General features: G+C 39.2%; 20 protein-coding genes. 3 read left to right on the top strand and 17 right to left on the bottom strand.

The annotated features are described in order from the left end of the window. Window positions 1-8: 8 nt before the first annotated feature. The 6 genes from Q0X77_RS01725 to Q0X77_RS01700 all read right to left on the bottom strand — a co-directional run bounded on the left by Q0X77_RS01725 (window position 9) and on the right by Q0X77_RS01700 (window position 6,608). Complete coding sequence (locus tag Q0X77_RS01725; protein ID WP_297792253.1) at window positions 9-779, bottom strand: enoyl-CoA hydratase/isomerase family protein; 771 nt, start codon at window positions 777-779, stop codon at window positions 9-11. A gap of 46 nt (window positions 780-825) precedes the next feature. Beyond that, window positions 826-1,584 (bottom strand): SDR family NAD(P)-dependent oxidoreductase, encoded by a 759-nt coding sequence (locus Q0X77_RS01720; RefSeq protein ID WP_297792251.1) that lies wholly within the window; start codon window positions 1,582-1,584, stop codon window positions 826-828. A gap of 71 nt (window positions 1,585-1,655) precedes the next feature. Next, window positions 1,656-2,726 (bottom strand): phosphotransferase family protein, encoded by a 1,071-nt coding sequence (locus Q0X77_RS01715; protein WP_297792249.1) that lies wholly within the window; start codon window positions 2,724-2,726, stop codon window positions 1,656-1,658. Beyond that, the gene (locus tag Q0X77_RS01710) at window positions 2,726-3,946 is read right to left on the bottom strand and encodes an acyl-CoA dehydrogenase family protein (protein WP_297792247.1); all 1,221 of its coding nucleotides are present in this window, start codon (window positions 3,944-3,946) and stop codon (window positions 2,726-2,728) included. Before Q0X77_RS01710 ends, Q0X77_RS01715 begins: the two co-directional genes overlap by 1 nt. 14 nt (window positions 3,947-3,960) lie before the next feature. Continuing rightward, window positions 3,961-4,737: a glucose 1-dehydrogenase gene (locus Q0X77_RS01705; RefSeq protein ID WP_297792245.1), complete on the bottom strand. Its 777-nt coding sequence runs from the start codon at window positions 4,735-4,737 to the stop codon at window positions 3,961-3,963. 59 nt (window positions 4,738-4,796) lie between these two features. After that, complete coding sequence (locus tag Q0X77_RS01700) at window positions 4,797-6,608, bottom strand: acyl-CoA dehydrogenase (protein ID WP_297792243.1); 1,812 nt, start codon at window positions 6,606-6,608, stop codon at window positions 4,797-4,799. A 438-nt stretch (window positions 6,609-7,046) separates the two neighbouring features. On the opposite strand from Q0X77_RS01700, the gene Q0X77_RS01695 reads away from it, so the two are divergent. The 3 genes from Q0X77_RS01695 to Q0X77_RS01685 all read left to right on the top strand — a co-directional run bounded on the left by Q0X77_RS01695 (window position 7,047) and on the right by Q0X77_RS01685 (window position 8,589). Beyond that, on the top strand, window positions 7,047-7,520 hold the full coding sequence (locus Q0X77_RS01695) for a hypothetical protein (protein WP_297792241.1): 474 nt from the start codon (window positions 7,047-7,049) through the stop codon (window positions 7,518-7,520). A 95-nt stretch (window positions 7,521-7,615) separates the two neighbouring features. After that, window positions 7,616-8,179 carry a YeeE/YedE thiosulfate transporter family protein gene (locus Q0X77_RS01690; RefSeq protein WP_297792239.1) on the top strand — a complete coding sequence of 188 codons (564 nt, stop codon included), beginning with the start codon at window positions 7,616-7,618 and terminating at the stop codon, window positions 8,177-8,179. Then, window positions 8,176-8,589, top strand: a complete 414-nt coding sequence (locus tag Q0X77_RS01685; RefSeq protein ID WP_297792237.1) for a DUF6691 family protein — start codon at window positions 8,176-8,178, stop codon at window positions 8,587-8,589. The genes Q0X77_RS01690 and Q0X77_RS01685 overlap by 4 nt, the downstream gene beginning before the upstream one ends. 199 nt (window positions 8,590-8,788) lie before the next feature. Here the strand turns inward: Q0X77_RS01685 and Q0X77_RS01680 are convergent, their stop codons facing one another. The 11 genes from Q0X77_RS01680 to Q0X77_RS01630 all read right to left on the bottom strand — a co-directional run. Next, window positions 8,789-9,730 (bottom strand): glycosyl hydrolase family 17 protein, encoded by a 942-nt coding sequence (locus Q0X77_RS01680; protein WP_297792235.1) that lies wholly within the window; start codon window positions 9,728-9,730, stop codon window positions 8,789-8,791. A gap of 39 nt (window positions 9,731-9,769) precedes the next feature. Next, complete coding sequence (locus Q0X77_RS01675; protein ID WP_297792233.1) at window positions 9,770-10,654, bottom strand: glycosyl hydrolase family 17 protein; 885 nt, start codon at window positions 10,652-10,654, stop codon at window positions 9,770-9,772. A gap of 78 nt (window positions 10,655-10,732) precedes the next feature. Then, window positions 10,733-12,172, bottom strand: a complete 1,440-nt coding sequence (locus Q0X77_RS01670) for an MFS transporter (RefSeq protein ID WP_297792231.1) — start codon at window positions 12,170-12,172, stop codon at window positions 10,733-10,735. A gap of 65 nt (window positions 12,173-12,237) precedes the next feature. Next, window positions 12,238-13,272 carry a glycoside hydrolase family 2 TIM barrel-domain containing protein gene (locus tag Q0X77_RS01665; RefSeq protein ID WP_297792229.1) on the bottom strand — a complete coding sequence of 345 codons (1,035 nt, stop codon included), beginning with the start codon at window positions 13,270-13,272 and terminating at the stop codon, window positions 12,238-12,240. Window positions 13,273-13,328: 56 nt separating this feature from the next. Continuing rightward, window positions 13,329-14,624 (bottom strand): glycosyl hydrolase family 17, encoded by a 1,296-nt coding sequence (locus Q0X77_RS01660; RefSeq protein WP_297792227.1) that lies wholly within the window; start codon window positions 14,622-14,624, stop codon window positions 13,329-13,331. 10 nt (window positions 14,625-14,634) lie between these two features. Then, entirely contained in the window at window positions 14,635-18,096 is a 3,462-nt protein-coding gene (locus tag Q0X77_RS01655; RefSeq protein WP_297792225.1) for a hypothetical protein, read from the bottom strand. A 150-nt stretch (window positions 18,097-18,246) separates the two neighbouring features. After that, window positions 18,247-19,788 carry a sugar porter family MFS transporter gene (locus Q0X77_RS01650; RefSeq protein WP_297792223.1) on the bottom strand — a complete coding sequence of 514 codons (1,542 nt, stop codon included), beginning with the start codon at window positions 19,786-19,788 and terminating at the stop codon, window positions 18,247-18,249. A gap of 59 nt (window positions 19,789-19,847) precedes the next feature. Then, complete coding sequence (locus Q0X77_RS01645; protein ID WP_297792221.1) at window positions 19,848-21,338, bottom strand: glycoside hydrolase family 30 protein; 1,491 nt, start codon at window positions 21,336-21,338, stop codon at window positions 19,848-19,850. Window positions 21,339-21,589: 251 nt separating this feature from the next. Next, window positions 21,590-23,215: a family 16 glycosylhydrolase gene (locus tag Q0X77_RS01640; RefSeq protein ID WP_297792219.1), complete on the bottom strand. Its 1,626-nt coding sequence runs from the start codon at window positions 23,213-23,215 to the stop codon at window positions 21,590-21,592. An 11-nt stretch (window positions 23,216-23,226) separates the two neighbouring features. Continuing rightward, window positions 23,227-25,386: a hypothetical protein gene (locus Q0X77_RS01635; protein ID WP_297792217.1), complete on the bottom strand. Its 2,160-nt coding sequence runs from the start codon at window positions 25,384-25,386 to the stop codon at window positions 23,227-23,229. Window positions 25,387-25,406: 20 nt separating this feature from the next. Further along, on the bottom strand, window positions 25,407-25,716 hold a 310-nt coding region (locus Q0X77_RS01630; protein WP_297792215.1), incomplete at its 5' end, for a RagB/SusD family nutrient uptake outer membrane protein.

Genomic DNA, 25,716 nt, shown 5'->3' with positions numbered 1-25,716 from the left:
CTGTTCTATCATTTCTTTTTATTCGAGAAACTCTTTACATAAGCCTCCATTTTGGCCCTTATTTCTGGCTTCCACCATAAGGTTGCGGCTTCTTTAAGTGAATTTTCAGCATTAAAATCCAGCTTGCCGTGTAAATTTTTGCGAAGTTTACTTTTAGTATTAAGAAGTATTTCCTGATCCGCTTTTAAGTAATGCTTCATCTTGGCCTCAGCTCTGGGCAATACCTGATCTAAAGGGACCAATTCATCCACTAAACCAACTGACAAGGCCTCTTTTCCATTAAGTAGTTTTCCCTCCATAATATACCTGCTTGCTAAACCTTCACCAATCCAAAATGCATAAGTTTCTATAAGGTTCTGAGATATCTGAATGTTTACAGCCACTTCATTCAGTCCAATTATATAGTGTTCGCCATCTGCCATAATTCGGTTATCGGTAGCCACAGCGAGAACGCAACCTCCTGCCGGGGAATGACCTGTAATTGCTGAGATAAGAGGTTTTGTGATCTGCATCAATTCTATAAAAAGTGCGCCAAAAACATGGAAAAATTCTTCGATCTGCTTTTTATCGTATTGAAATAGTTCGATGAGATCCAAGCCTGCCGAGAAATAATTAGGCTGCCCTGTAAGTATTGCGCCTTTCACCGTTTTGTCATTTTCAATTTCACTGAAGACTTGCCTAAGTTCTTGTACCATTTCATAATTGATGGCATTTACCTTTCCCCGATTCATCTCGATAATGGTATACCCTTCTTTCTTTATAATCTTTAATGTATTCATCTGGGTAGTATTTCTAATTTGTTCAATACCGGTTTTTCAAATTATCCTATAACAAAGATGTCCCGCCATCCAAGGTTATTGTTTGACCAGTTATATATTTCGATTTATCTGATGCAAGCCAAACGGCAGCCTCTGCGATTTCATCCGCTTCTCCAAACCTATCCATGGGAATCAATCTTTTTAGGGTTTTTTCCATATCGGGCTTGCTGTCGAGTAATTTATCTAAAAGTGCCGAATGGGTGTAACCCGGACATAGTGCATTTATCCTGATATTTTTACGTCCATATTCCAGTGCAGCCGATTTGGTCATGCCTACGACGGCAAATTTACTTGCGCTATAGGAAAGGTTATTCCCAGAGGGTTTTAAGCCAGCGAGGGAAGCGATATTGATTATATTTCCATATCCCTGCTTTATCATCTGCTGCAAAGCCAATTTCATACAATAAAAAACACCCGTTTGATTCACAGCGATAACATTGTCCCAGTCTTCAAGGGTGTGTTCGGCAGTCTTTCTTTGATTTTCACCACCAATTCCGGCATTATTTACCATGACATCTAAGCTTCCATAATTCTTGACAGTATCCGAAATCAAACTTTCTACTTCAGAATACTTGGTTACATCTACCTGGTACGAAAATGCCTTACCGCCTGCTATATTTATTTCATCAACTACTTTTTGGGCACTTTCAATATTGATATCAGCTACAATAACCAATGCCTTTTTCTTAGCCAGCAATAAAGCCGTAGCAGCTCCTATCCCACCTCCGGATCCGGTAATTACAATCACTTTATTTTTTAAATGCATATCTCTTTAATTTAACCGTACGCCCCTGATCTTTTAAGGTATGTCTTTGCTTGTCACACTGCAAATATTATTTAGTCTATACTATCCCTCTGAATTGCCCTCCATGCGGTGTCACAACACAAACCTGAAACTATGTTCAAGTTGGCAAATCTAGGGTCTGTTGTATGTCCATGCTTGTATCTATAATATATCTGTTGGGCAATAACCGCAATTTTAAAAAGGCCATATGCATAATAAAAGGTTAGATTCATAATATCCCTGCCACTTTTAAGCGCGTATTCCTGCACAATTTCAGAGCGTGTAGGATTACCTTCCATGGTCGTAGGTGATGGAAGGCCCTGTTTTAAAAAATCGGCATCGGAGCTCGTCGTCCAGTATCCAAGGGAAGTTCCTAAATCCATCAATGGATCACCTAAGGTGCACATTTCCCAGTCCAGTATTGCTGCTACATCTTTCCATTGGTTATTTGTAAATACTACGTTGTCGTACTTATAGTCATTATGGATAAGGCTATAAGCGTAGTTTTGAGGTTGATTATTTTCCATCCATGACATGACTTTTTGAGCTGAAAGAACTTCTTCTGTGGCTGCTGCCAGGTATTGTTTCCCCCAGTTCAAAACTTGCCTTTCCACATATCCTTCCGGATTTCCCAATGCTGCCAGTCCGGCTGCTTTATAATCCACATGATGTAGTTCCACATAAGCATTTAACCAGGTATCTGCTATAGTTTTAAATTCATTCGGTGAGATCTGGCGCTCTCCGGCCTCATTAGCCGTAAGAATAATTCCGTCAACCTTCTTCATAATATAAAAAGGAGCTCCTAATAACCCGATATCTTCTGAATACGCATATGGTTTAGGAGCTTTATCAAATACTTTATGAAGCATATTAAGCACTTTAAACTCCCTGCCCATATTATGGCCTCGTTTTGGTGCCGCAAATGGAGGACGACGAAGTACGTATTCCTTTTGCTCTATTTTTAGCAGATACGTAAGATTGGAATAGCCATTGTAAAATTGCCTGATTACCAATTCACTGTTTTCATCACTAATCAAAGCACATTGCAACAGGAAATTTTTCAAGTTCTTTTCATGTAGTTCCTCCCCTATTCTTACAGTTTTGGTTAGCTCCTTTTCCGCCATTAGCTGTTATCTGTGTATATTTTTATTGTGTTTTTTCCCAATTGACTTAAATGAACTTCATCGGGGCCATCAGCCAGTCTCAAAGTTCTTGCGGCGGCATAAAAATGAGCCAGCGGTGTATCTCCACTAACACCCATACCCCCCATAATCTGAATGGCCTTATCAATAACGTTTAAGGCCATATTCGGAGCTATAATCTTAATCATGGCTATTAGGTCTTTTGCTTCTTTATTGCCCACCTTATCCATCTTATCAGCTGCCGAAAGTACCAAAAGACGTGCTTGCTCAATCTCACAACGAGCGTATGCAATTTCCTGCCGGATGCTGCTATAGGTATCCAATGTTCTCCCAAATGGTTTGCGATGGGTAGTTCGTTGCGACATTAACTCCAAAGAATACTGAGCCATTCCTATTAACCTCATACAATGGTGTATTCTTCCCGGTCCCAAACGGCCCTGGGCTATCTCAAATCCACGGCCTTCACCAAGGATTAGATTCTTTTTTGGTACACGAACTTCATTCAAAACTATCTCAGCATGTCCTTCGGGAGAATCATTATAGCCAAAAACACTCAAGGGTCTTACTATCTGTAATCCCGGTGTATCCATTGGAACTAAAATCATACTGTGTTGCAGGTGGCGAGGGGCATCGAAGTCGGTTTTCCCCATAACAATGGCAATCTTACAATTAGGGTCCATAGCCCCTGAGGACCACCATTTTTTTCCTTTAATAACGTATTCATCTCCATCGGCCTCAATGGAAGTCTCAATATTTGTAGCATCTGAGGAGGCGACATCGGGTTCGGTCATTAAAAAGGAAGATCTCATATCACCCTGCATCAAAGGCTGTAACCAGGTATCTTTCTGTTCCTGAGTTCCATATTTTGCCAATACTTCCATATTTCCCGTATCCGGGGGACTGCAATTAAAAACCTCCGAAGCCCATAAAATCCTGCCCATAATCTCGGCCAATGGGGCATATTCCAAATTGGTTAAACCCGGACTTAATTCTCCATATGTCTTTGGTAAAAACAAATTCCAAAGTCCTTCAGCTTTTGCTTTTTCTTTTAGGGAAACAAGGCCCGGCCATTTCTTCCATATATTGACAGGATCTTTATGGAATGACTCAACTTCTTCCTGAAAAGGAACAATATGTTCAGCTATAAATTTTTTTAGCTTGTCCTGCAAGGCAATGGATTTTCCACTGTAATCAAAGTTCATAATATAATTTTTGTTTAACCTGATATTAAGTATCCACCATCCGCTGCATAGACACCTCCTGTCATATAAGACCCCGCGTCTGACGCCAATAACATCGCTATTCCGGCCATTTCTTCCGGAGCGGCTATTCTACCAAGGGGCAGGGCCTTTTTAAAACCTGCTACCAACTTGTCATCCGTCCATAATCCCTCACTAAATTTAGTCTTGATCAGGCCCGGGCACAAGACATTTGCCCTAATCCCGTAACGGCCCCATTCTTTAGCCTGATTCTTCGTTAGCATAATCAAAGCTGATTTAGTTGCACTGTACAATCCTAAGCCAAATCCGGGCGTAAGCCCTTCTACAGACGAAATATTGATGATGCTACCCCCCTTCTCCTTCATATGAGGCAAGACCAGATTAGAGAGGATCCATGGCGCCTTTACATTTACGTTCATTATCTTATCAAAAACTGCTTCATCTGAACCCTCCAAGGGACCATAATAAGGATTTATAGCAGCATTGTTTACCAAGATATCTATTCGTCCAAATTGATCTATAGTCTTATTAATCAAATCTTTGCGTTCTTCGGAATCACCTATATGGCATTGAATTCCCACAGCTTTAAGACCTGCTTTTTGAAATTCAACAGCGACTTCATCCACGGCGGCCTGCTTTCGACTACTAACAACTACTTGGGCTCCATTTTCTGCCAGGCCACGGGCAATCGATTTTCCTATTCCTTTGCTTGAACCGGTGATTATTGCCACTTTACCGTTCAGGTCAAATTTCGATCTTATAGTGTTACTCATTTATTTTTGTTGATTTAGTGCTTTGTGATATTTGGCTAATTGCATCTTAATTCTTAACCTCAATTGAACAACTCATTTTCATCAGCCATTGTCAAAACCTCTTTATCCGTTAAAACCTCGGCCAACGCCTTTGTTTTAGGAATTTCATATTTGAAATAGAACTTCATCGCATGGATCTTACTATTCAGGAATTCCTGTGAATTTTGAGCGTTACCTGAATTCAATTTCTTATGTGCTTTTGTAGCCATATCCAACCACAACCAGCCTATGATAATATTTCCAAAAAATTCCATGAACACTGTGGCATCCGACAAGAATCTTTCATAGTCTCCTTTTTTGGCAAAATCCATTAGAAATTGCAGTACCTCCTGGGTTAATTTTAAAGCTTCCCCCAGTTTTGAACCATAAGGCGCCAAAGCATTATATTCAATGGCCTCATGAATACTTTTCATGATTTCTTCGGATAAAAGTTTTAGTGCTTTACCATTATCCATAGAGATCTTCCTGCCCAACAGATCGAGGGATTGAATACCGGTAGTACCTTCGTAAATTGAAAAAATACGAATGTCCCTGTAATATTGCTGTAAGATATAATCCGAACAAAAACCATAACCCCCAAGGACCTGCACCCCATTACTTACTGAGAGCAGCCCCATTTCAGAAGGATAGGTTTTAGCAATTGGTGTCAATAACTCAAGTAAAAGCGAATATTTTTCCCGCTCACCCGGATCTGAATGAGTCTGAGATAAATCATGGTATTTAGAAGAAAGTAAAATTAAACTTAATGATCCTTCGGCTATTACTTTTTGCAATAGAAGCATACGTTTAACATCCGGGTGGTTTATAATTAATGTTTGCTCCTGGGCCACATCTTTTTTGCCTGTATTTGTCAGGCTTCGTCCCTGAGGTCTTTCCCTGGCGTACGCCAATGATGCCTGATACGCTGCCATAGTAATAGCCGCAGCTCCCCGTCCTACGGCTATACGCGCACCGTTCATCATCATGAACATGTACTTTAATCCCTTATTGGGCTCTCCAACAAGCCATCCTCTGCAGTCTTCCTTATGTCCAAAGAAAAGATGGGTAGTACAGTAACCCTTTTGCCCCATTTTTTGAAAATCTGCGAAGGTCGTCACATCATTGGAAATCAGCGTTCCGTCGGAAGAAACTCTATTCTTAGGAACTACAAATAGGGAAATACCCTTTGTACCTGCAGGCGCGCCTTTAATACGGGCCAGAACAAGGTGAACTACATTTTCAACTCCTTCATAATCTCCACCTGAAATAAATATTTTCTGTCCGGAGATCTTGTACCCTCCCTCTACAGGCTCAGCAGAAGTAACAATGTCCGATAAGGAACTACCTGCTTGTGGCTCTGTCAGGCACATTGTACCCCCCCACTCACCCGTGAGCATTTTGGGAACAAAATAATCCTTCAGTTCTTCGTTGCCAAAATGTACAATTAATTCCAGGGCTCCAAGGGTTAAACCAAGATAACCGGGTAAATGGTTATTAGCGGTCTCCTGGATATAAGCAGCAGCGGTAACAACGATACCGGGCAATTGTAATCCCCCAATTTCATAATCGAACAATCCGGAAATAAGTCCTAATTCCCCTCCTAGTTTCACATATTTTTTTACCTGAGGGTGAACAATAATTTCCCCATTTTTAAAATGAGCGGCCTGCTCGTCCATTTCCTGAAAGAATGGGAATAATTCTCTATCCGAAAATTCCTTAATAGAATCCAAAAAAAGGTCTATAGATTCCTCGTCATAGTCATCAAAACGACTTTGATTCAATATACTTTGAAGGTCGTGTACTTCGTAAAGTAAAAATTTGAGGGTATCTAAATCTAAATATTGATTTGCCATAGGTAATTAGAATATAGTTCTTATTAAAAGTTATTTAGATCGTGATCATAATACAATTATCATGGAAAGATTACCTAAATCAGCCAATACCAATGGAAATTACAGATTACAGCATCTTACTTAATAGCAAATTTGGCAGTATTAATTTCCTTCAAGATAGTCATTTCGTATGACTTTTAGGTCTAAATCAAAGAGATTGAATTGAAGTCATTCAGACTGAACAAGGCAACTTTTAAACTAGTTAAAAACTAAACGCCTGTCTTAAAAATCCTTGAATTTTTAATTACATAATCAGGGTCAATTTCGTATCCTTTTGCAGATATTACCTGGAGAAAAGCATTTCGGCAATACGAATTTTTACATTGCTACTTTCGTGTCCGGGTTTCCTAATCAATTTAAAACATTTACATTTGAATAATTTTTAAAAATTAATTCGCAATGAAAAGGTCAAAGGTTTTAGTTCCCCTGCTTGCTTATATTTTTATTTTCCAGGCTTGCTCATCTGATGACAATGCAGCGGTTGATAATCCCAACGATGCTGTTGTGGGTACCTGGAACTTATCAGAGCTGAATATAAATCCCCCACAGGATATTAATGAGGATGGGAATACCACTTCAAATATTCTATCGGAACTCCCGTGCGCATCCGGAACATTAATAATAAATAGTGACGGGACCTGGAGTTCAACCGTGGTTGTTATAGATATTACTGCCATAACCGGTGGATTATTTGATATTCGGTGCACAAATACAAGTAATACCTCTTCCGGTGTCTGGCAATTTCAAAATTCTCAATTATCCTTGTTTGAAGGCACCACCGTGTTCTTATTTAGCCTTAACCAGGACAGGTTGACAAGCACTACCAATGAGAACCTTCCCGGATTTATGAGTGAAGTTTATGTAAAACAATAATCCAATGTCTGGCATCTTTAAATACAAGGTGTAGATGTAATTATTATTCGGTAATTCCGACAATTATTGCTTAAGACTTGATTTAAATAAAACAAATGGACTATATACTTAAACCCTGGCCCTGGTATGTTTCAGGTCCTTTAATAACGTTGGTAATGTTATTGCTGATTTATTTTGGCAAAACCTTCGGCATGTCAACTACTTTGAGAACTTTATGTAGTATTGGAGGTGCAGGTAAATATTCTGACTTCTTCCGCTTTGATTGGAAAGCGTATCGCTGGAACCTGGTTGTAGTCCTAGGTGCTATTATTGGTGGCTATATAGCGGTTACCTTTTTGTCCGATGGTTCCACCATAGCCTTAAATTCTCAAACCGTAGAGGATCTCAGTTTGCTTGGTTTTAGCAATGCAGGAGAGAATCTTTTACCTTCTGAAATTTATTCATGGAATAATGTTTTAACGATCAAAGGAATGGCCATACTTATTATTGCAGGTTTCCTTGTTGGGTTTGGAACACGCTACGCCGGTGGTTGTACATCGGGGCATGCTATTACAGGGTTGAGTAATTTGCAATGGCCTTCCCTAATTGCTGTAGTTGGTTTTTTTATAGGGGGACTTCTAATGACCCATTTTCTTTTACCTTTAATATTTAAACCATGAAAGTTTTAAAATTCTTTTTGGTAGGTATATTTTTTGGAATTGTACTGGTCAAATCTGAGGCGGTTTCCTGGTACAGGATTTATGAAATGTTTAAATTTCAGTCGTTTCACATGTATGGTATCATTGGCTCTGCTGTTTTCTTAGGGGTTCTGTTTGTATGGTTATTTAAAGTATTTGGTGTAAAAAATATTGAAGGAAATCGAATACATCTGATGCCAAAAGACAATGGTTTCATCCGCTATATTGTAGGCGGTACGATTTTCGGTCTTGGCTGGGCACTTGCAGGTGCTTGCCCCGGGCCCTTATATGTTTTACTTGGTACGGGTGTCATAAGTATGCTAATTGTTATTGCGGCGGCTGTTTTTGGAACATTCGTATATGGTGTGTTAAAAAGTAAACTTCCTCATTAATAATTCGGATATTTATATCTATTATCACTTCCACTTAAAGTAAAAAATGTTCTTTACAAAATGATATCGAATTTTTGTGAATTTCAACTGCTAAAGACGTTCAACCAGGAGCCGATAATGCCGATTCCAGGCTATAATGTAAAGCAGTTTCTTAATGGAATTTACCATCAGGGTTATTAAAACAATTAGTAAAATAACCTTAGCCGGCCGTCTCACCCGAGTACAGTTCACTCATCACAAGTTTTGGAGTTCTGTCAACCTTGAATAATCCCCAGTGTTTTTCAGGTTCAAGTGCCTCGTTAGATCCTTTCCAGGGTTCATCAAATGCTTCAAAAACAAAGGTGAGAATTTTTGCTTCTTCACACCAATTTACCAAATCATTGTAATATATACGCTGGTATTCCTCACTTACATTACTGGGGCAAATGCCTTTTCCATTTGAAAAAGTTGTCCAACCTGCTTCCGTTATTACCACTGGCTTATTTGGATAGGTATCGGCTACCGCATGATAATTTTGTTTGGTATATTCCAGGGCCTCATGAATGTTCTTATACTCCCACACCGGGTAGGTATGGATAGCTATAAAATCGACTTCTTCTACCAAATCTTTTAGCTTATCAAGCCATGGAAGATAATTTTCACAAAAAGTAACAGGCTGTTTGGCGCCTTTTTTAATCATCTTCACATAATTGATAACACTATCAACCGGGACATAGTGATCGGTCCAGTCAACGCAAGCCTCATTCCCTGCAGATAAGGAGAAAATGATATTTGGATATTTATTTGCCCAAAGGATCAATTTTTTAATTTGACTGACATTTGTAATTTTATTTTTCTCAAGTTGTTCCTCAGTATATGATCCTCCCCAGGGACAACCATAATTATTGGCTTCTGCAACGATATAGGCTCCCAGCATTACTTTGAAATTCAGCTTCTCTTTTTCGATTACTTCCAAAACAACCTCAGTATGCCTGTCGCAGTCATATAAACGAAGGTATTGCCACTGGTTCTGAAGTATTAGCAGATCCTCCTTTATTTCTTCATAACTTGGATAGATCCCTCCGGGATTTTGTCCTTCTCTAAATCCGGAATAGCAAATTGCACTTCCGGGTTCTATTTTCAATTGGCTGGCGTAATTCATTAAGCAATAGTTAGTTATAAGGTATTTAAGTGAATTGCTCTAAAATTTAAGCTTTTCATCTTTATCCCAAAGGCCCCAATAAGCACCTACGTCTCCTTCAGAACCAACTTTCCAGGACTCATCAAAGGATGAAAAGTAGAACATTTCGATATCTTCTTCCGCGGACCACTTCTGTGAGTTAATAAAATATTTTATAGCGTTTTCAGAGGATGGGATTGCACCTTCCAGGCTACTGCCTTCACTAGGCCATCCGGTCTCTGTAATAATGACCCTTTTCCCATTACCGGCCCTAAGTGCCCTTTGATACATATCCTTCATATATAATAAAGAATAATCCTGATTACAACCTTCCCAAAAGGGGTAGCAGTTGGCCAAAATCACATCACTTGCTTCGGTTATCCTGGGGCGATCAGCAAACTCATAATAGGCATCAACATAACCAACGGGAACGTTTGGTATGGCATCTTTAACCTGATATATAAACTTCAACAATTCATCCTCCGTTAAATCCCCCCTATACATGACTTCATTTCCAACAGCAGCAATATCAACATAGCCTTCATTGGCCAATTTAATCAGATTGGCTATTTCTTGTTCATTTATTTTTGGGTCGTCTCCTAACCAAGCACCTACTAGTGTTTTTATACCCAATTCATGAGCAATTCGGGGAATAGCTTCATTACCGTCAGTACAGGAAAAGGAACGTATCCATTTTGTATATGGTTTTATAATTTCCAAACGCCTTCGAATTTGTGTTTCCGACATATGATCCCCCGGCTTTTGACCTTCCTCATAAGGACTATAGCAAAGTCCGTGCATTCCTTTTTTTAAAACCTGTTTCCATAACTTTTTCAGGTCCTCTGTTGTTTTATTGGCATAATCAAAGGTGGTCAATGCCAAAATCTTTTCTTCTCTTCGCGACATAATCTTCTTTTTAAGATCTATTTTATTTTTTATTTGTTAAAGGTCACCTTAATGGTTAACGAATGCTTCAGGCTGTTTTTAATCATTTGAATTTAATGACTTTTCCTTGCGCTTATCCAGTTCAGCACGAATTTCATTAGCCCGAACTTCGGTGACGTCATAATCACGCATAACATACATGGCGATAAGTGTGCCCAGAATAGGTAGTCCGGAGAAAAATGCTCTTAAGCCATCAACAGCGCCGTCTGGTTGGATTTGAGAACCTGAATCAAAACCTACAGAACTCATTATTACACCACTCAAACCTCCTGCAATTGCAAAGCCAAACTTAACCATCCACCAGTAAATAGCACCAAATGTTCCTTCTCTTCGTTTTCCGGTATTAAGCTCATCCAGATCTATAACGTCCGCTGTCATAGACATCATCAACACAAATAGACTTCCTATACCGAAAGAGAAAAATGGCAAGGCAAAGATGAACATATACGGTTTACCCGGAATAAAAAGAAACCACAACATAATGTAACCAAAAATCGATATTCCCTGAGAAAGAATAAAGGCCTTCTTTTTACCTATTTTTTTTGATATTCTTGCCACGATCGGAATGACTAAAAAGGTTGTTCCCAAAGCACCCAGAGATCCAAAAAGTGTTGGCCAAAAACCGGCTGCCCCTGCATCGCCATCAAAAAGATGGTAAACGATAATAAAGAATGAGAATGCTGCAATGGTATTAAACGCATTGAAAACCAAAAACGTAGCGATACAGAGTTGCCTAAACGGCTTTAGCCTAAAAGCTTGTTTAAACCCTACAAGTATTTCTTTAAGACTGCTGCCAATCGTTTTAAAGCTAAGGGGGGAATAATCTTCATTCAGGGTAGATTTACTTTTAATAAAGATCGCAGGTACCATGGCAAAAAATGCGCAAGCAAGACCTACCCAAACTGCCAGTGACCTGGTAGCAACTTCTGCAGATTCAAACAATTCCTGATCATACATAATTACCCAAAACCAGGGTGCCACAACCCATGCCCATTGACCAATCCATTGGGCAATGGCCATTATGTTGGTTCGTTCGTGAAAATCGTTGCTCATCTCATACCCCATGGCTACATAGGGTACGCTGAAAATGGTAAGCCCCAAATAGAATACAAAAGACCAAAGCAGGAAGTACGTAAAATTATAGTCTATACCATTTTCTCTGTACAATTGCCACATTGTAATAAATGCAATACCCATAATAACGGCGCCGATAAGCACATACTGCCTTCTTCTACCCCACCTTGATTTAGTATTATCTGAAATGAAACCCATTATTGGGTCGGTGATTGAATCAAACACCCTGGGGAAAAAATAAATCACACCCCACATCCATCCCGGAAAACCTAAATCCTGTACCAGGACTACCATAAAAATGCCCAGTACTGCGGGAAACATTTGATTGGCAAGCATACCCACCCCGAATGCAACTTTTTGACCGAATGGAACTTTATTTTGTACTGCTGTGCTATGAGTTGACATATTTTTAAATTTTAGTTTATTGGCTATTATGGTTTTTCAAGAGGTGAAGGTTTCATTCATAAATACTAATTATTCCGGGATATATGCGTGTATTTTTCTTTGACCACAAGAAATGCTTCTTTCTTATTTCTATCAATATCTACTATCCCCCAATACTCCTCATTAGGAGTGCCGTCATAAGGTACACCGGTGCTATTTGGAGCCCATCCTCCCGGATCCTGCGTTTCAGCATTTCCGGCTTTCCACCACCCATCGGTAAATGAAAATATGGTTACACCGGAACAAATGTCGGACGCATTAAAGACAGCATCTAAAATATTCTTATTGGCATCGGCCTGTGCATCCTCATTAGTGCCTTGCTCGTAACCATCCTTGGATATAGTCATATAACTGTCTCCTCCGGCTTCGGATAAATACATTGGTTTAGAACTAATTGCACCCCATTCCTTAAATATTGGCGTCGGATCATCGTACCGGTACACATTCATTCCCCAAACATCAATATTTGGAGATAATGACATAGCCAATGAATCAGGTAATTCCCCATGAGCAGTGGTAACGGGATGTGAAGGGTCTTTTTCGTGTATTAGTTGTGCAGCATTATTCATTGCCTTATACCAGTTCTTGATATCCCCATCAAACCATTCCGGATGGTAATTATATTCGTTGCCAAGTTCCCAAAGCAATATCGCATCGTGATCTTTATAAGTGTTGACATAATCAATAAATGTTCCTGAGCGTATATCGTTTTTCCCACCCTGATTATATCCAAATCCCACAATTATCTTTATACCCGCCGCATGAATTTGGTCAAGCACCTTCTTGTCTGTAATAGGTTCATAAACCCTGACTGTATTTATTCCGGCTTCTACCATCAAGTCCAAATCCTGATTTAAATTATCAAAGCTTCTTTTCTCACTGCCCTTGGGCACGGGGTGATAACAAATCCCTTTAATTATGTAAGGAGCATCATTTACCAATATTTGACGTCCTGAGATAGTAACGATATCCGTATTAGAATTTTCTGTACATGAAAAAAGAACGCCAACTACAAGCAATAGTATGCCATTAAAAATTTTTAATCCGAATCTTTCGCTCATTTCTGACTTTTTTATAGAATGTTATTACAGGAAGTATTGAACCATATGGGCTTTTTCTATTCCGGAGCTTTTGTTTCGCTTGCCAATGGGGGTACCAACACATCTTTCAAAAGTGCCTCTTTATCACCATTGTATGTTTTCGTGATGGATGTTCCGTCCCTTGTTAACCCGTCAAAAGCACCATCATCAACTAAATTCCAAATTGGAAATTTGGCCTGGCTTTTAAGATTTATAAGGCCGAAATGATTCTCTGAACCATTTGGATTTTTAGCATCCTTCCACGGTTCATCAAAACCTTCAAAATAAAAACATGAAATACCCTCTGCATTTGTCCAGTCGCGCATGTGTTTGTAATACAATCCTTGCTTATATTCATCAGTGGCTCCCGAACCTGAGGACCCATAGAATCCATCAGAGGTTGTTGCCCATCCGGTTTCGCCGATATGAATTGGCTTATCTACGCCTATACTTTTCATATAACCTGAAACACTATCGTATTGAGACATTGCAAACTCTTTTGCACGAAGCATGGCAGCATCTATTTTTTCAATGTCGCTTAAATCCTCTTCTTCTTCGGGCACTCCCCAAAATTTAGGATTATAATGCGTGTTGTGATAGGGATATGTGTGCATAGAGATATAATCTACGGCATTATACAATTTTTCAAGATCCTCGGTATGATATTCAGCACCACCTCCGCCCCATGATGAAAAATCGTCAGAACTCGTTATCCATAAATCCTCAGGTAGTTTACCTTCTTTTTTTAAATCCTGGAGGTGGGTAACCCATTTTAATATCACTTTGGGTTGCACATAATAGGTTTCAGCCCATTTCACCATAGCCTCGTTACCGACGGCAATTATTTTAACAATATCCGGATATTGATTTGCCAAATAGGAAGCTACCAAAATTTGATTTGCATTGGTTTCACTTTCTTGTTCGTGATCCGGCGGCATAGCTGTCCATGCATTTTTACAATCTATCCATGCACCCAGCATTACATACATTTCAAAATCGGGATCCTCTTCTTTTAATTCACTAATAGCCTTTAATAAATTAGTGGCTTGGGGCAGGTGAACTTTATAGGTACGCACAATTTTGACACCCATTGCTGCCAATAGTTTCATATCTTCCTTGAGTTCATCAATTGCCGGTTCAATACTATGATCAACCTGTCTGTATCCTCCGTAGGATATTGCCAAATACTCCGGGTTCCCCAGGATGTCCTTTGCGCTTAAGCTTGTTGTTGTTTCCACAGAATTCGTATTAATCTCTTTATTTGTATTGTTTTTGCAAGAAAAAACTATTATCGCAAAAAGTAAGAAAATGGTTATTTTAAGATGTTTTTCCATATTCCCAATGTTATTTTTTAATAGATACAATTATGTGGCTGATTTCTCCGGTGCGTTCAAAAATCTTTTTACTTGTTGCCAAATCCAGTTGTAATTCATCATTTTCCATAATGGAATCATCACTGAGGACAACTTTCAAACTTTCATTTTCTGACAATTTGTAAATAATTGGTATCTGACAATAAGTGAAACAAAGTGAATTGTCCTCCAGCTTTAATTCTTTTTGTTGCTTATTAAGATCAATATATGGGAAAGTATCCCCTTTTTGCATAAATTCTTTCCTCCTTAAAAGATCTGGTTTGAATTGAAGTTTACCATTTTTCACGAACACGCCCAATTCGCCAATCCTGCTCAAAATATCTTCCTTAACCTGTCCTGTCATGCCAGGCTGCTGTGCCCCTTTCCCAGAAGGGGTATGTGAATAGGGGTCGGTTGGGAATGCTCCATAAAGTTCAGGAGATTTATGCACACCTATACCTTCATTTATTTCATAGTAATGTTCCAACAATCTGCCTACAATTTCATCACTTTCATTGTCTTCAATTGCTTTTAAACAACATTCCTGCACGGCCAACAACAGTTTGGACACCATATGCCAATAAATGGAGCCAAGGCCTTCATATCCAAAGAAAGTACCAGATCTTCCGGTAAATGATTTATGGTCAAATACTTCTTCAAAAATAGTTAATACAAATTCCTGATCCTGATCGACTAGTGTATGGTATTCCTCCTTTGGGAGTTCAGATAAGGCTTTGCTAAGGCTATTGGCATTGTTAAATGACCCGTTAAAATGGTAGTTGCCAACTACGTCCTTTTCTATAATCTGTTTGTTTCCATCTTTGACCAATTGTTTTAATAAACCGGACTGTTCTACTTTATCTGAAGGTATATTGTTCTTATCTACGAATCTCGGCAATTCCTTGTCCGGATATAAGATATAACTATACTGATCATCCCTGAATAGGCTACTTGCTTTTAAAGCATCGAGAATTTCAAGGCATGATTCTGATGAAAGGTAGCCTGCGCTAAGCACTGCAACTTGTCCTTCGAGCATTTCACTTAAATTAGAAATGGAAATCTCATTTTCATTCGCTACGGACATTAAATTATAAGCGTGATACATATTATCCGTCCTTCTGTTCGCGTCTATCGAATGATCTAGATACTTTAAAGCCATCTCTATAAAACTGAGTAAGGCTGTTTTGGAAATATCCTTTTTGGTGCCGCTAAATCCGTGAATATAAATCTTGGTTCTGTAAGTGCTACCCGCTTCCCCCAGGCCGTCTAAAATACGTTTTCTTTCAGCATCCGAAATTTTGCCTTTCAGGGTATATTCATACTTCTCTAAAGTAGTAGAAAGACCTATAAAAAAAGCAACTAATTCTTCTGAGATAGCGGCATTGGTGAATTTTGAACTCGAAAGTATGTCCCTTAAGAAATTTAAAAATCTTCTGAGGTAATAAAGCGTAACCATAGATACGCCATTACCAACCAAAGCATTGTTGGCATCATTCCATTCCGGTCTCTGGGTATTTAGCCATATTCCTGCTTCAGGAATAAAGTTAGAACACTTCGACATAGCGGTGGCCAGTAATTTTTCAAGAAGATTAACGCTGTAAATATCAGAATTCCCGCTCCTTAATAAAGCTCCATCTGCGCCCAGTTCGTTTTTCCTTCGGATTATTTCCTCATTCAGATCATGGTCGTAATCAATAGTATCCTTTGGGTTTTTCAGCGTCTCCTTATAACTTTTAATTTTATATGGAACATTCGCATACACAAATAATTCTTCATTAAAATACGCTTCGAGTTTAGAAGGGTAATAATTCCTAATAATCTCCAAAAATTTAAGAAGATATATTATTTGGTGATCACCCCAATAGCCGATATAGGACCAGGGATCGTCTGGTTCTATTACTTCCCAGTCAAAGCCATCTTTGGTCACACGATAAGGGTTGTAGCCTTCAAAAGTAGTAGCATTCAAAAACTTATGGATCATGCTCTCAATAAATTCGGGATATGAGTGTGCCAGGGCCTCCCAGTTTTGGAAAATATCCCTCCAGTTACCTTCATAATCCAAAACTTTTGACCCATCAATCTCACTACGGGTATTTATGGTAAATCTATTCCATGGTCTGCTGGGGTCTCCATGTCTGCGACTAAATTTTAAAGGCATGTATTCAAAACAAAGCCGTTTGAAGTTCTTGTCTGAACTTTGATTGGTGATTTCCTTTAAATCCTTTAGTGAAAAACTAGTTGGAATTTGATTTAATACATTTTTGTTTTCCTTATAGACTTTATTATTTGCTTTTTTAATATACCCTATAAAATCACCTTTATCTATATGGTAACCGTCATCAAAAATACCCCCCCGCATGATGTTAAAAAGTACATTTGAAAAGTGTCTTGTATTCTGGAGTTTATCTGCAGTAAGTTGTAAACCGTCTGCTGAATAGGTTAATTCCTTAAGGTTTTGCGTTCCTGCTTCTACATCTTCTAAAATCTTCTCATATAAGCCCTTTTCTGATTTCAACAACCAAATGATGGCCTCTACATCCGAAGGCCCCTGATTCACATCAGTCACGATTATCCAGTTTTTTTCAGTATTCGGACTGAGTTCCACTTTGGAGCTAATAAAATAAGCGCTCTTTTCGGCTTTGATATTAATTTCTTCCTCTAATGGCAAGCCTTTTCTAAAAGTATTTAGCTGTAATGAAGAAATCAAACGGGTGGGGTTTTCCATCCCCAGTGAATATGCAAGTGTTGATTTTAGTGCCTCGCTTGGTTCTGCCTTATCTACAATTACTGCGCTAAGTGCATAAATGCCTAATCCCACTTCAGCTTCCAGCTCACTTTTCTTATACGCATCGGCAAGGTTGCTTCTGCTATTTTGCAAACCTTCATTTATTCCATAGGGCAAAATATTTTGAATCCCATCCAAAACAGTTACCTGAGCTGCACTTTTAGATTGATTTATCAATGTGGCCTTTTTTACAAACCCGTATTGGTCAGATGAACTCCACTGATACCGGAACACAAGGTCCAGGTCCTCATTTATTTCTTCAAATATTATTTTATTACCAAAGCTGTTTTTATATAAATTTCTGATGATTTGATAAACCCCTTGGTAACGATCAGAAAAAGGTTCCCAAAGAACAGACCGATCATCTTTATGCACTTGCAGTATGGTCTTACTACCTGTAATTTCAACAGATTCGGTGATTTTATCATCTGTATAATAAGGAAAAATAGCGCTATCACTATTTTTTCGTCCGGCAGTTAGTGCCCCATTGCTGGAAATAAACATCCAATGATCAGAATCGCTTACAATACTCATGAAAAATGGTCTCATGGCATCGCTGTTTGAAATTTTATAAAAATTTTCATTTTGTAGCTGTACCACTTCTCCCTTTATCTCAGACTTCTCAAAATTAGTTTTTATATCACCGATGTATATAGTGTCTTGATTCATTTATTATTAATTTGATTGTTCTTTATTCCAGAAACTATTTCATTATAATTTTAATTCCCCATTGATTTTTTCTAATATACTTTTAGTATTGTTTAGATTGGCATGAATGGAATATTTACTCTTGATGAGTAACTATATTTATGTATCAATCTATTTCCTAATCAATATTTCCTGAACTTCTTCTAATGTTTTTTCTTTTGTTTCAATCACGAATTTATATACAAAGAAGATTGCGCAGAACGACAACAAGGCATAAATGCCGAAAGTAGCCGTAGGCCCCAGATTGGATAATTCCCAGGGGAATACCTGGGTCACCGAAAAACTTACCAAAGAGTTAAAGAAACCTACCACCGAGATGGCAATTCCTTTTATTCTGCTTGGGAAGATTTCTGAAATCAATGTCCACATCACCGGTCCCAATGAAATGGCAAAAGCGGCAACATACAAAAGGATAGCAATCAATACCAAGGTGGCGTTGATTTGTATAAAATTGGTGATTTCGTTTCGCTTGAATTTAAGGAATAGGGCCTGATCCATTACAGGCTCTATCTCTTCAAAAAGATCTGCCTGACTCTGATAAGACTTTCCATCAAAGTCTGACAAAGCGGTTCTAATTTCATTGTTACTTATTTTGGCCAAAGTCTGCTCGTTCAAATCATAGGTCGCATTATTAAATGCGTATGCGGCCATCATAAGAGCGATAGTCATAAAAGTAGTTCCTATCAGTAAAAGGGGTTTCCTGCCCAGCCTGTCAATTAACCAAATAGCCACCAATGTAAATACAAGGTTGGTCAGTCCTACGACTATTGCCTGTAAAAACGAAGAATCTGTACTGCCTCCGGCCTGTTCAAATATTGTTGGGGCATAATAGAACACTGCATTTATCCCTGTAATTTGTTGAAAAAATGCAATACCTATGGCAATTATCATGATAGTGCGATTTCTGTATTTAAACAGATCGGATAGTTTGCCTGTTTCTTCCTCAGCAGACATTCCGCGCTGAATTTCAGCGATTGTAAGCTCGGCATACTCCTCGCCCCCTATCTTTACCAGGATCTTTCTTGCCAGTTTAACATTATTTAATTTCCTTATCAGCCACCTCGGACTTTTAGGAACCGTAAAGAGTGCTAAAAAATAAATGGCTGCAGGTATAGCCTCAACACCAAGCATCCAACGCCAACTGTCTTCACCCAGGTTTACCAGAAAATAATTGGAAAAGTAGGCGACTGAAATACCAATAACGATATTTAGTTGATTAAAAGATACCAGGCTACCTCTTAGTTTAGGAGGCGCAATTTCTCCAATGTAAATGGGTGCAATTAATATGGCTCCGCCAATCCCGATTCCGCCAATTATCCTTGCCGTGATAAATTCAATATAACCCGTGGCCAATGCAGACCAGGTAGCAGAAATGGTGAATAATGCCGCTACAATAATCAATATATTTTTTCGGCCGAACTTATCGCTCATGGGTCCTGCCAACAAGTTCCCGGCCATTGCACCAAAAACTACACAGCCCACTGAGAATCCCAGCATCCATTCGGTCATTTCAAAATAGATCGTAATTCCTTTTACCGCACCTGAAATTACAGCGCTGTCAAAACCCAGCAAAAACCCTCCCAGAGCTACTATAAGACTTATGAGTATCGTATAAGACTTATTCATTTTTAGTACTGAATCAGGTTCTTCCATGTTTTTCAGTTTTATTTGGTTGATTATTTAGTTTGGTTAATTTACAAAATGATAAATTACTATTCTGACATCACAATGGTCTGTATTCCGTGTCCGGGAACATCAACTTTAGCTGTTAATGAATTCATCGTTACACTGTATTCCAAAGGTGCATCACTTTGATTCATAGCAACGATCACTACACTACCATCCACATTTACAAATGCAGTTGACAGCAAGGAATTTGAACTTGAAACACTGCTAATCCTTTTGGCGCCAGGTCGTATAAATTTTGAAAAATGTCCGATATAATAATACGAATAGGTCAATGTAAGTTCACCTGTTTTGGTGTCACCATGTGCCGTGGCAAAACATAAATTTCCGACATGGTTAGGACCCCCGGTTTCATCCAATAGAATATTCCAGTCTGTCCATGCCACCGTACCATTGTTAAAGTCGTTTATCATAGACCTTCCATAGCGCTCAGCAAGCCTTACTTCTTCTATTTTGTTAATATCATAACCTTCATTACAGCCTTCTGTAAAAATTAAATTCTTATCCGGAAATACTTCATTGACATTTTGCACATTATCGAACATTGGAATGCCATCTTTCCAGTCTTCATACCAATGAAAACCTGCTCCCCAGACATATTTAGCAGCCTCCGGGTCATTTAAAATAACACTTGCCCTTTGAAACAACAGATCGCGGTTGTGATCCCAAACAATGATATTTTTATCACCCATTCCAGCCTTTTCCAGGGTAGGCCCAAGATAATTCTTCAGAAAATCGCGTTCTTCCTCGGCGGTATATATACAGGACTCCCAACGTTGAACGGCCATGGGTTCGTTTTGTATGGTAAGTCCCCAAATAGGAATGCCTTCTGCTTCATAGGCCTCAATAAATTTTACATAATAATTGGCCCACGGCTGATAAAACTCGGGTTTTAATTTTCCACCCTGTAACATATTATTATTTGTTTTCATAAAAGCCGGCGGACTCCAGGGGCTGGCATACATCGTTAACTCTCCGCCTGCTGCTTCAATCGCTTTTTTTGTAAAAGGCAATCGGTATTGTCTATCATGTTCAATATTGAAAGTCTCTAACTCAGCATCTCCTTCTTCAATATAGGTATAACTCCCACTTGAAAAATCGCAACTATGAATAATGGTCCTGGCTAAAGAATAGCCGATGCCCTTTTCCTGACTATAGTACGCTTCTAAAAATTTATCTTGATTTTCTTCGGTTAGTTTGTAAAAAGTTTCCGCCGCGGCGTCTGTCAGAGCTGCACCGATCCCCATAAACGTCTGAAATTGTTTAGCAGGATCAACGAGTACATCAATTTCAGTCTCTAACGGCTGTTTAAAATCATTGAATGTCAAGGCTCCGGTCTCGGTAAGTCTTAAATCAGTTTTATGGGCAGTAGTATAAACACTAGCATTCATATTTGTTGTCGCCATAATTTTCGGTTCGGGTTCTGCAACCAAGGTTTCGGCCGATTCTTTTTCTTTGGTCGCACAGTTAACCAATAACAGTGTTAAGGATAGGATAGTAGTAATTTTTCTAACCATCTGTTGTTTTTTTTACTTGTACCATTTAAGAGACATTTAGATTTCTAATAGAAAACTACTTTGATCATCCGATGTCTGTCTGCCAATGAATTCCCGTATTGAAACAAATCTAAGGAGCATTTTTAAGGTACCTCTATAGGTCTGGTTATCTGTCGTTGGTTAGTTACATCGTTATCAAGTACAATTTAATCAAAAAAAGGTTAGGGGAACCATCTAACCTTTTTTCTGCTAAACAAATTAACTAAAGAAAATTATTGATATACTCTAATGTAATCAACTTCCATGGTTGACTGTGTAAAAGAAGGGTCTATTGCCCCTCCAAAAGTGCCACCCATGGCAATATTTAAAACAAAATAGAAATCTTTGTCAAACGGACGATTAGCATCATTTAATATTGATCCATATTCCACACCATCAATGGTAAATGTTATTACTGCAGCCGTCCACTCTATGCCATATACATGAAAATCATCCGAAACACCACTAATAGTAGTATTTATTTTTCGAGCATCGCCGCCAAAATTGATAGGGTCGTGAGTGGCACCCTGGATAACATCCTGGTTATTGCCCGCATGTTCCATGATATCAATTTCACCTGCGCCAGGCCATGGATTTGTGTCAATATCACCACCAAGCATCCATAAGGCAGGCCAGGTTCCTCCCCCGGCAGGCAGTTTTGCCCTGATCTCCACCCTTCCATATTGAAATTCGAATTTACCTTTGGAGTTGATCCTCGCAGAGGTATAATTACCTGCATTTTCTATGGCTGTAATCTTTAAGAGCCCGTCTTCAACAACAATATTACTTGGATCGTTTGTGTAAGATTGGGCTTCATCATTGCCCCACTGACAAAGATCGGGGCAACCATCTCCTAAATCATAATTCCAAGATGCAGAATCCGGCGCTCCATCAGTATCAAACTCATCAGACCAAATTAAGGATTCCTCTTCTTCCACAAGTGGATCAGTAGTAGAGAAAGTATGGTACCAGGCCAGGAAATCATCATTACCCTGAACAGCACGCACAATCATTCTGTTTGCTGTAAGAGAGAGTATTTCATATGAAGTTGCTCCGATATAATATCCCATAAATCCACCATCTGTAAAATTCATTACCGTACCCCTGGTTTGCCCTTCTACCCCATTGCCGGCTACAAAGGACTCCGAAGGTGCCAGTGTAACTATTTTTTCTCCGGAAGTATCAAAATCATAACAAAAGTCAAATCCCGCAGAACCACCAGCTACATCCTGATAGGAAACATTAAAAAAGGTCTTACCCAGATTATTTAATTCATATTTCAAGGTTTCCCCGTCTAAAGTAAATACTAATTGATCTTCATAGATACATTCACTATCTGGATTTCCAGCTTTACCAAAGGGAACCTCTGAGAAAAAATTGGGATAGAAATTATTTGCAGCGTCGGCATCGTTCTGCCCTACTCCTAAATGGCCGGGTTCCGAGGCGGCCCAATACCAGGTTTTGGAACCGTTCCCGGTGAGTAGTTCTATTGCCTCAGGATCGGAAAAATCACTTTGAACTTCTACTTCAAAAGATGTTGAAGAACTATTACCTCCTGTACCATAAGCGATAACAACTACACCATATGTATTAAGACCTGTTTTTGTAAACCTTTTTGTAACTATACCACTTGGTGAAATTTCAGAAGTACCATCACTAAAAGTGTACTTATAGCTTATTGCATTTTCTGCTGTAGCATTAAACACTACAATTCCTGAACCATCAACACTAATATCACTGGTCACAGACAAGCCGGATGGAGCAATAATCGCCTCCAGTTTAGGCTCACTTTCCTGACAGGAAATAAATACAAATAACAATAAAACAAACGGACTATATCTTTTTAAAAGCACCTTCATATTTACAATTTTTATTGTTGCGTTATATCATCCATATAGAACGTACCGGCAGTAGTCCCTGGTCCGTCTACGAATATTACCATTACAGCATACTGGCCCGTTGGAACAAATGGTTCCCCAACACCCTGGCTACCATCTATAAAGCTTTTAGTGGCGTCTACCGCAAAGTCGAAACTAATATTTTCCCATCCTGTTCCTCCATGATTGGCAACCACTTCATTTTGCCGCTCTCCATTTACCCCTCCTTCAAATTTGAGTAATACAGGTGTTGGGACATTGGACCAGAACTTCATAGTTATGGTTTTGTTGGATCCACTAAAATCTACCGCGGTGTCTAAAGTAAAGGCACCACCTTCAAAATTATTCCCTGAATTGGTGATTGCACCAACTTTTGAAGCAACGCTATTTGCTCCTGAAAGATCCGGGTTATCCACTACTTCATAGGATGCTCCGTTAAATGTGCCAAAGTCATATGTAACCAATGGATCGTCAAAGGTTATAGGTAAGGCCAATGGATTCATTGGTGTAATCTGTTCTATGTCATCCATGTAGAATGTCCCTGCCGTTGTGCCAGGTCCGTCCACAAAAATAACCATAGTGGCATATTGACCGGTGGGTACAAAAGGTTCACCTACTCCCTGACTGCCATCAATGAAACTTTTAATGGCGTCTACTGCAAAATTAAAACTCAAAATTTCCCAGCCGGTACCGCCATGATTGGCTACCACTTCGTTCTGTCGTTCACCATTCACACCACCCTCAAATTTCAACAAAATAGGAACGGCCGTATTGGACCAGAACTTCATCGTTATCGTCTTGTCATCTCCGCTAAAGTCTACCGGCGTATCCAAGTTAAAGGCGCCACCTTCAAAATTATTTCCAGAATTGGTTATTGCTCCTACTTTTGAAGCCGTGGTATTAGCTCCGGAAAGATCCGGATTATCAACTACTTCATAGGATGCCCCATTAAACGTTCCGAAAGCATAATCTACAGTGCTATCATCAAATGTTATTGGAAGTTCTAACAATGCCACGGCACCACCGCCAGGCTGCTCAATATTATCAATATAAAATGTTCCTGCGGTGGTCCCCGGACCATCGACAAAAATTACTATTGTAGCATATTGTCCTGTAGGGACGAATGGTTCTCCTACTCCCTGGCTACCATCAATAAAACTTTTGACGGCATCAACTGCGAAATCAAAACTCAAATCTTCCCAGCCTGTACCTCCGTGGTTTACTACTACCTCATTTTCACGTTCTCCGTTTACCCCTCCTTCAAACTTCATTAAAACCGGTACCGCTATATTGGACCAGAATTTCATTGTAATGGTCTTGTTATCACCGCTAAAATCTACTGGAGTCCCAAGATTAAAAGCTCCTCCTTCAAAATTATTCCCGGAATTGGTAATTGCTCCCACTTTGGTAGCCTCCGTATTGGCTCCCGAAAGATCAGGGTTATCTACAACTCCATAAGAGGCCCCATTAAAGGTTTCAAAGGCATAGTTTACAGCCGGATCATCAAACGTTATTGGCAAAGCCATAGGATTTGTACCTCCAGATATAGTTATAACTTCCGAGGATTCGACAGTTGCAGCCCCCGCACCTCTGGCGACAACCCTTACCGTGTAATCACCAGTCTCGGCATAGACATGTATTGCAGTTTCACCGGCCATTATTGTCGTAGGTTCTTCATCTTCTACATCCCCATAATAAATATCAAAAACTGTAGCGTTGGTTGCAGTTGGAGTAACTGAAATTTCCAATGGATTAGTTGTTGATATCGCAATTCCCAATTGCAAATCTGTTGGAGCAGCGAAAGATATATTTACAATTTTGCTTAATTCACTTGTTAACCCCGTGAGACCAACTGCGACAATTCTCAACGTAAATTCCCCTTCCCCGTAGGTGTATTCTGCACTATCTCCAGGGCTAACCTCTACCGGTGTTTCGTCTTCTACTTCACCGAAATAGACTTTGAATAAAGTTGCCCCTACAGCGGTAGGAGTAACCACTACATCACCAGAATCATCTTGTGAAATATCAAAGACTGCCTTAACATCTGTCGGTGCTGATACATTTTCCAACGCATAAGATGTTTCCCTTTTTGTACAGGAATTAATTAAATTTATTACTAAAAATAGTACTGTTAATTGCTTTATAATTTTCATTTTTTCAAAGTTTATTTTTATTAATAACCAGGGTTTTGTGCCCATCGGCTTCCCGCCAATTCAATTTCGATATCGGGTATTGGGAATAATTCATTCTTACCTGAAGTAAATCCTTCAATTTCCTGAGCCGCTCGGCCGGTTCTTACCAAATCAAAAAAATGATGGCCTTCCCCTACCAGTTCAACCCTTCGTTCTTTAAATATCGCCGTAGTCAATGAATTGCCTGTTGCTGTTACATTTCCTAAACCGGCTCTGTTTCTTACCCTATTTAAAAATTGCTGTGCTTTATTGTCATCAATACCTCCTCTATTAAAAGCTTCGGCAGCCATT

The organism is uncultured Eudoraea sp. (assembly GCF_947258925.1).
Classification (GTDB): domain Bacteria; phylum Bacteroidota; class Bacteroidia; order Flavobacteriales; family Flavobacteriaceae; genus Eudoraea.
Note: the sequence above shows the minus strand (reverse complement) of the source record. Positions and strands in the feature narration are given on the sequence as shown.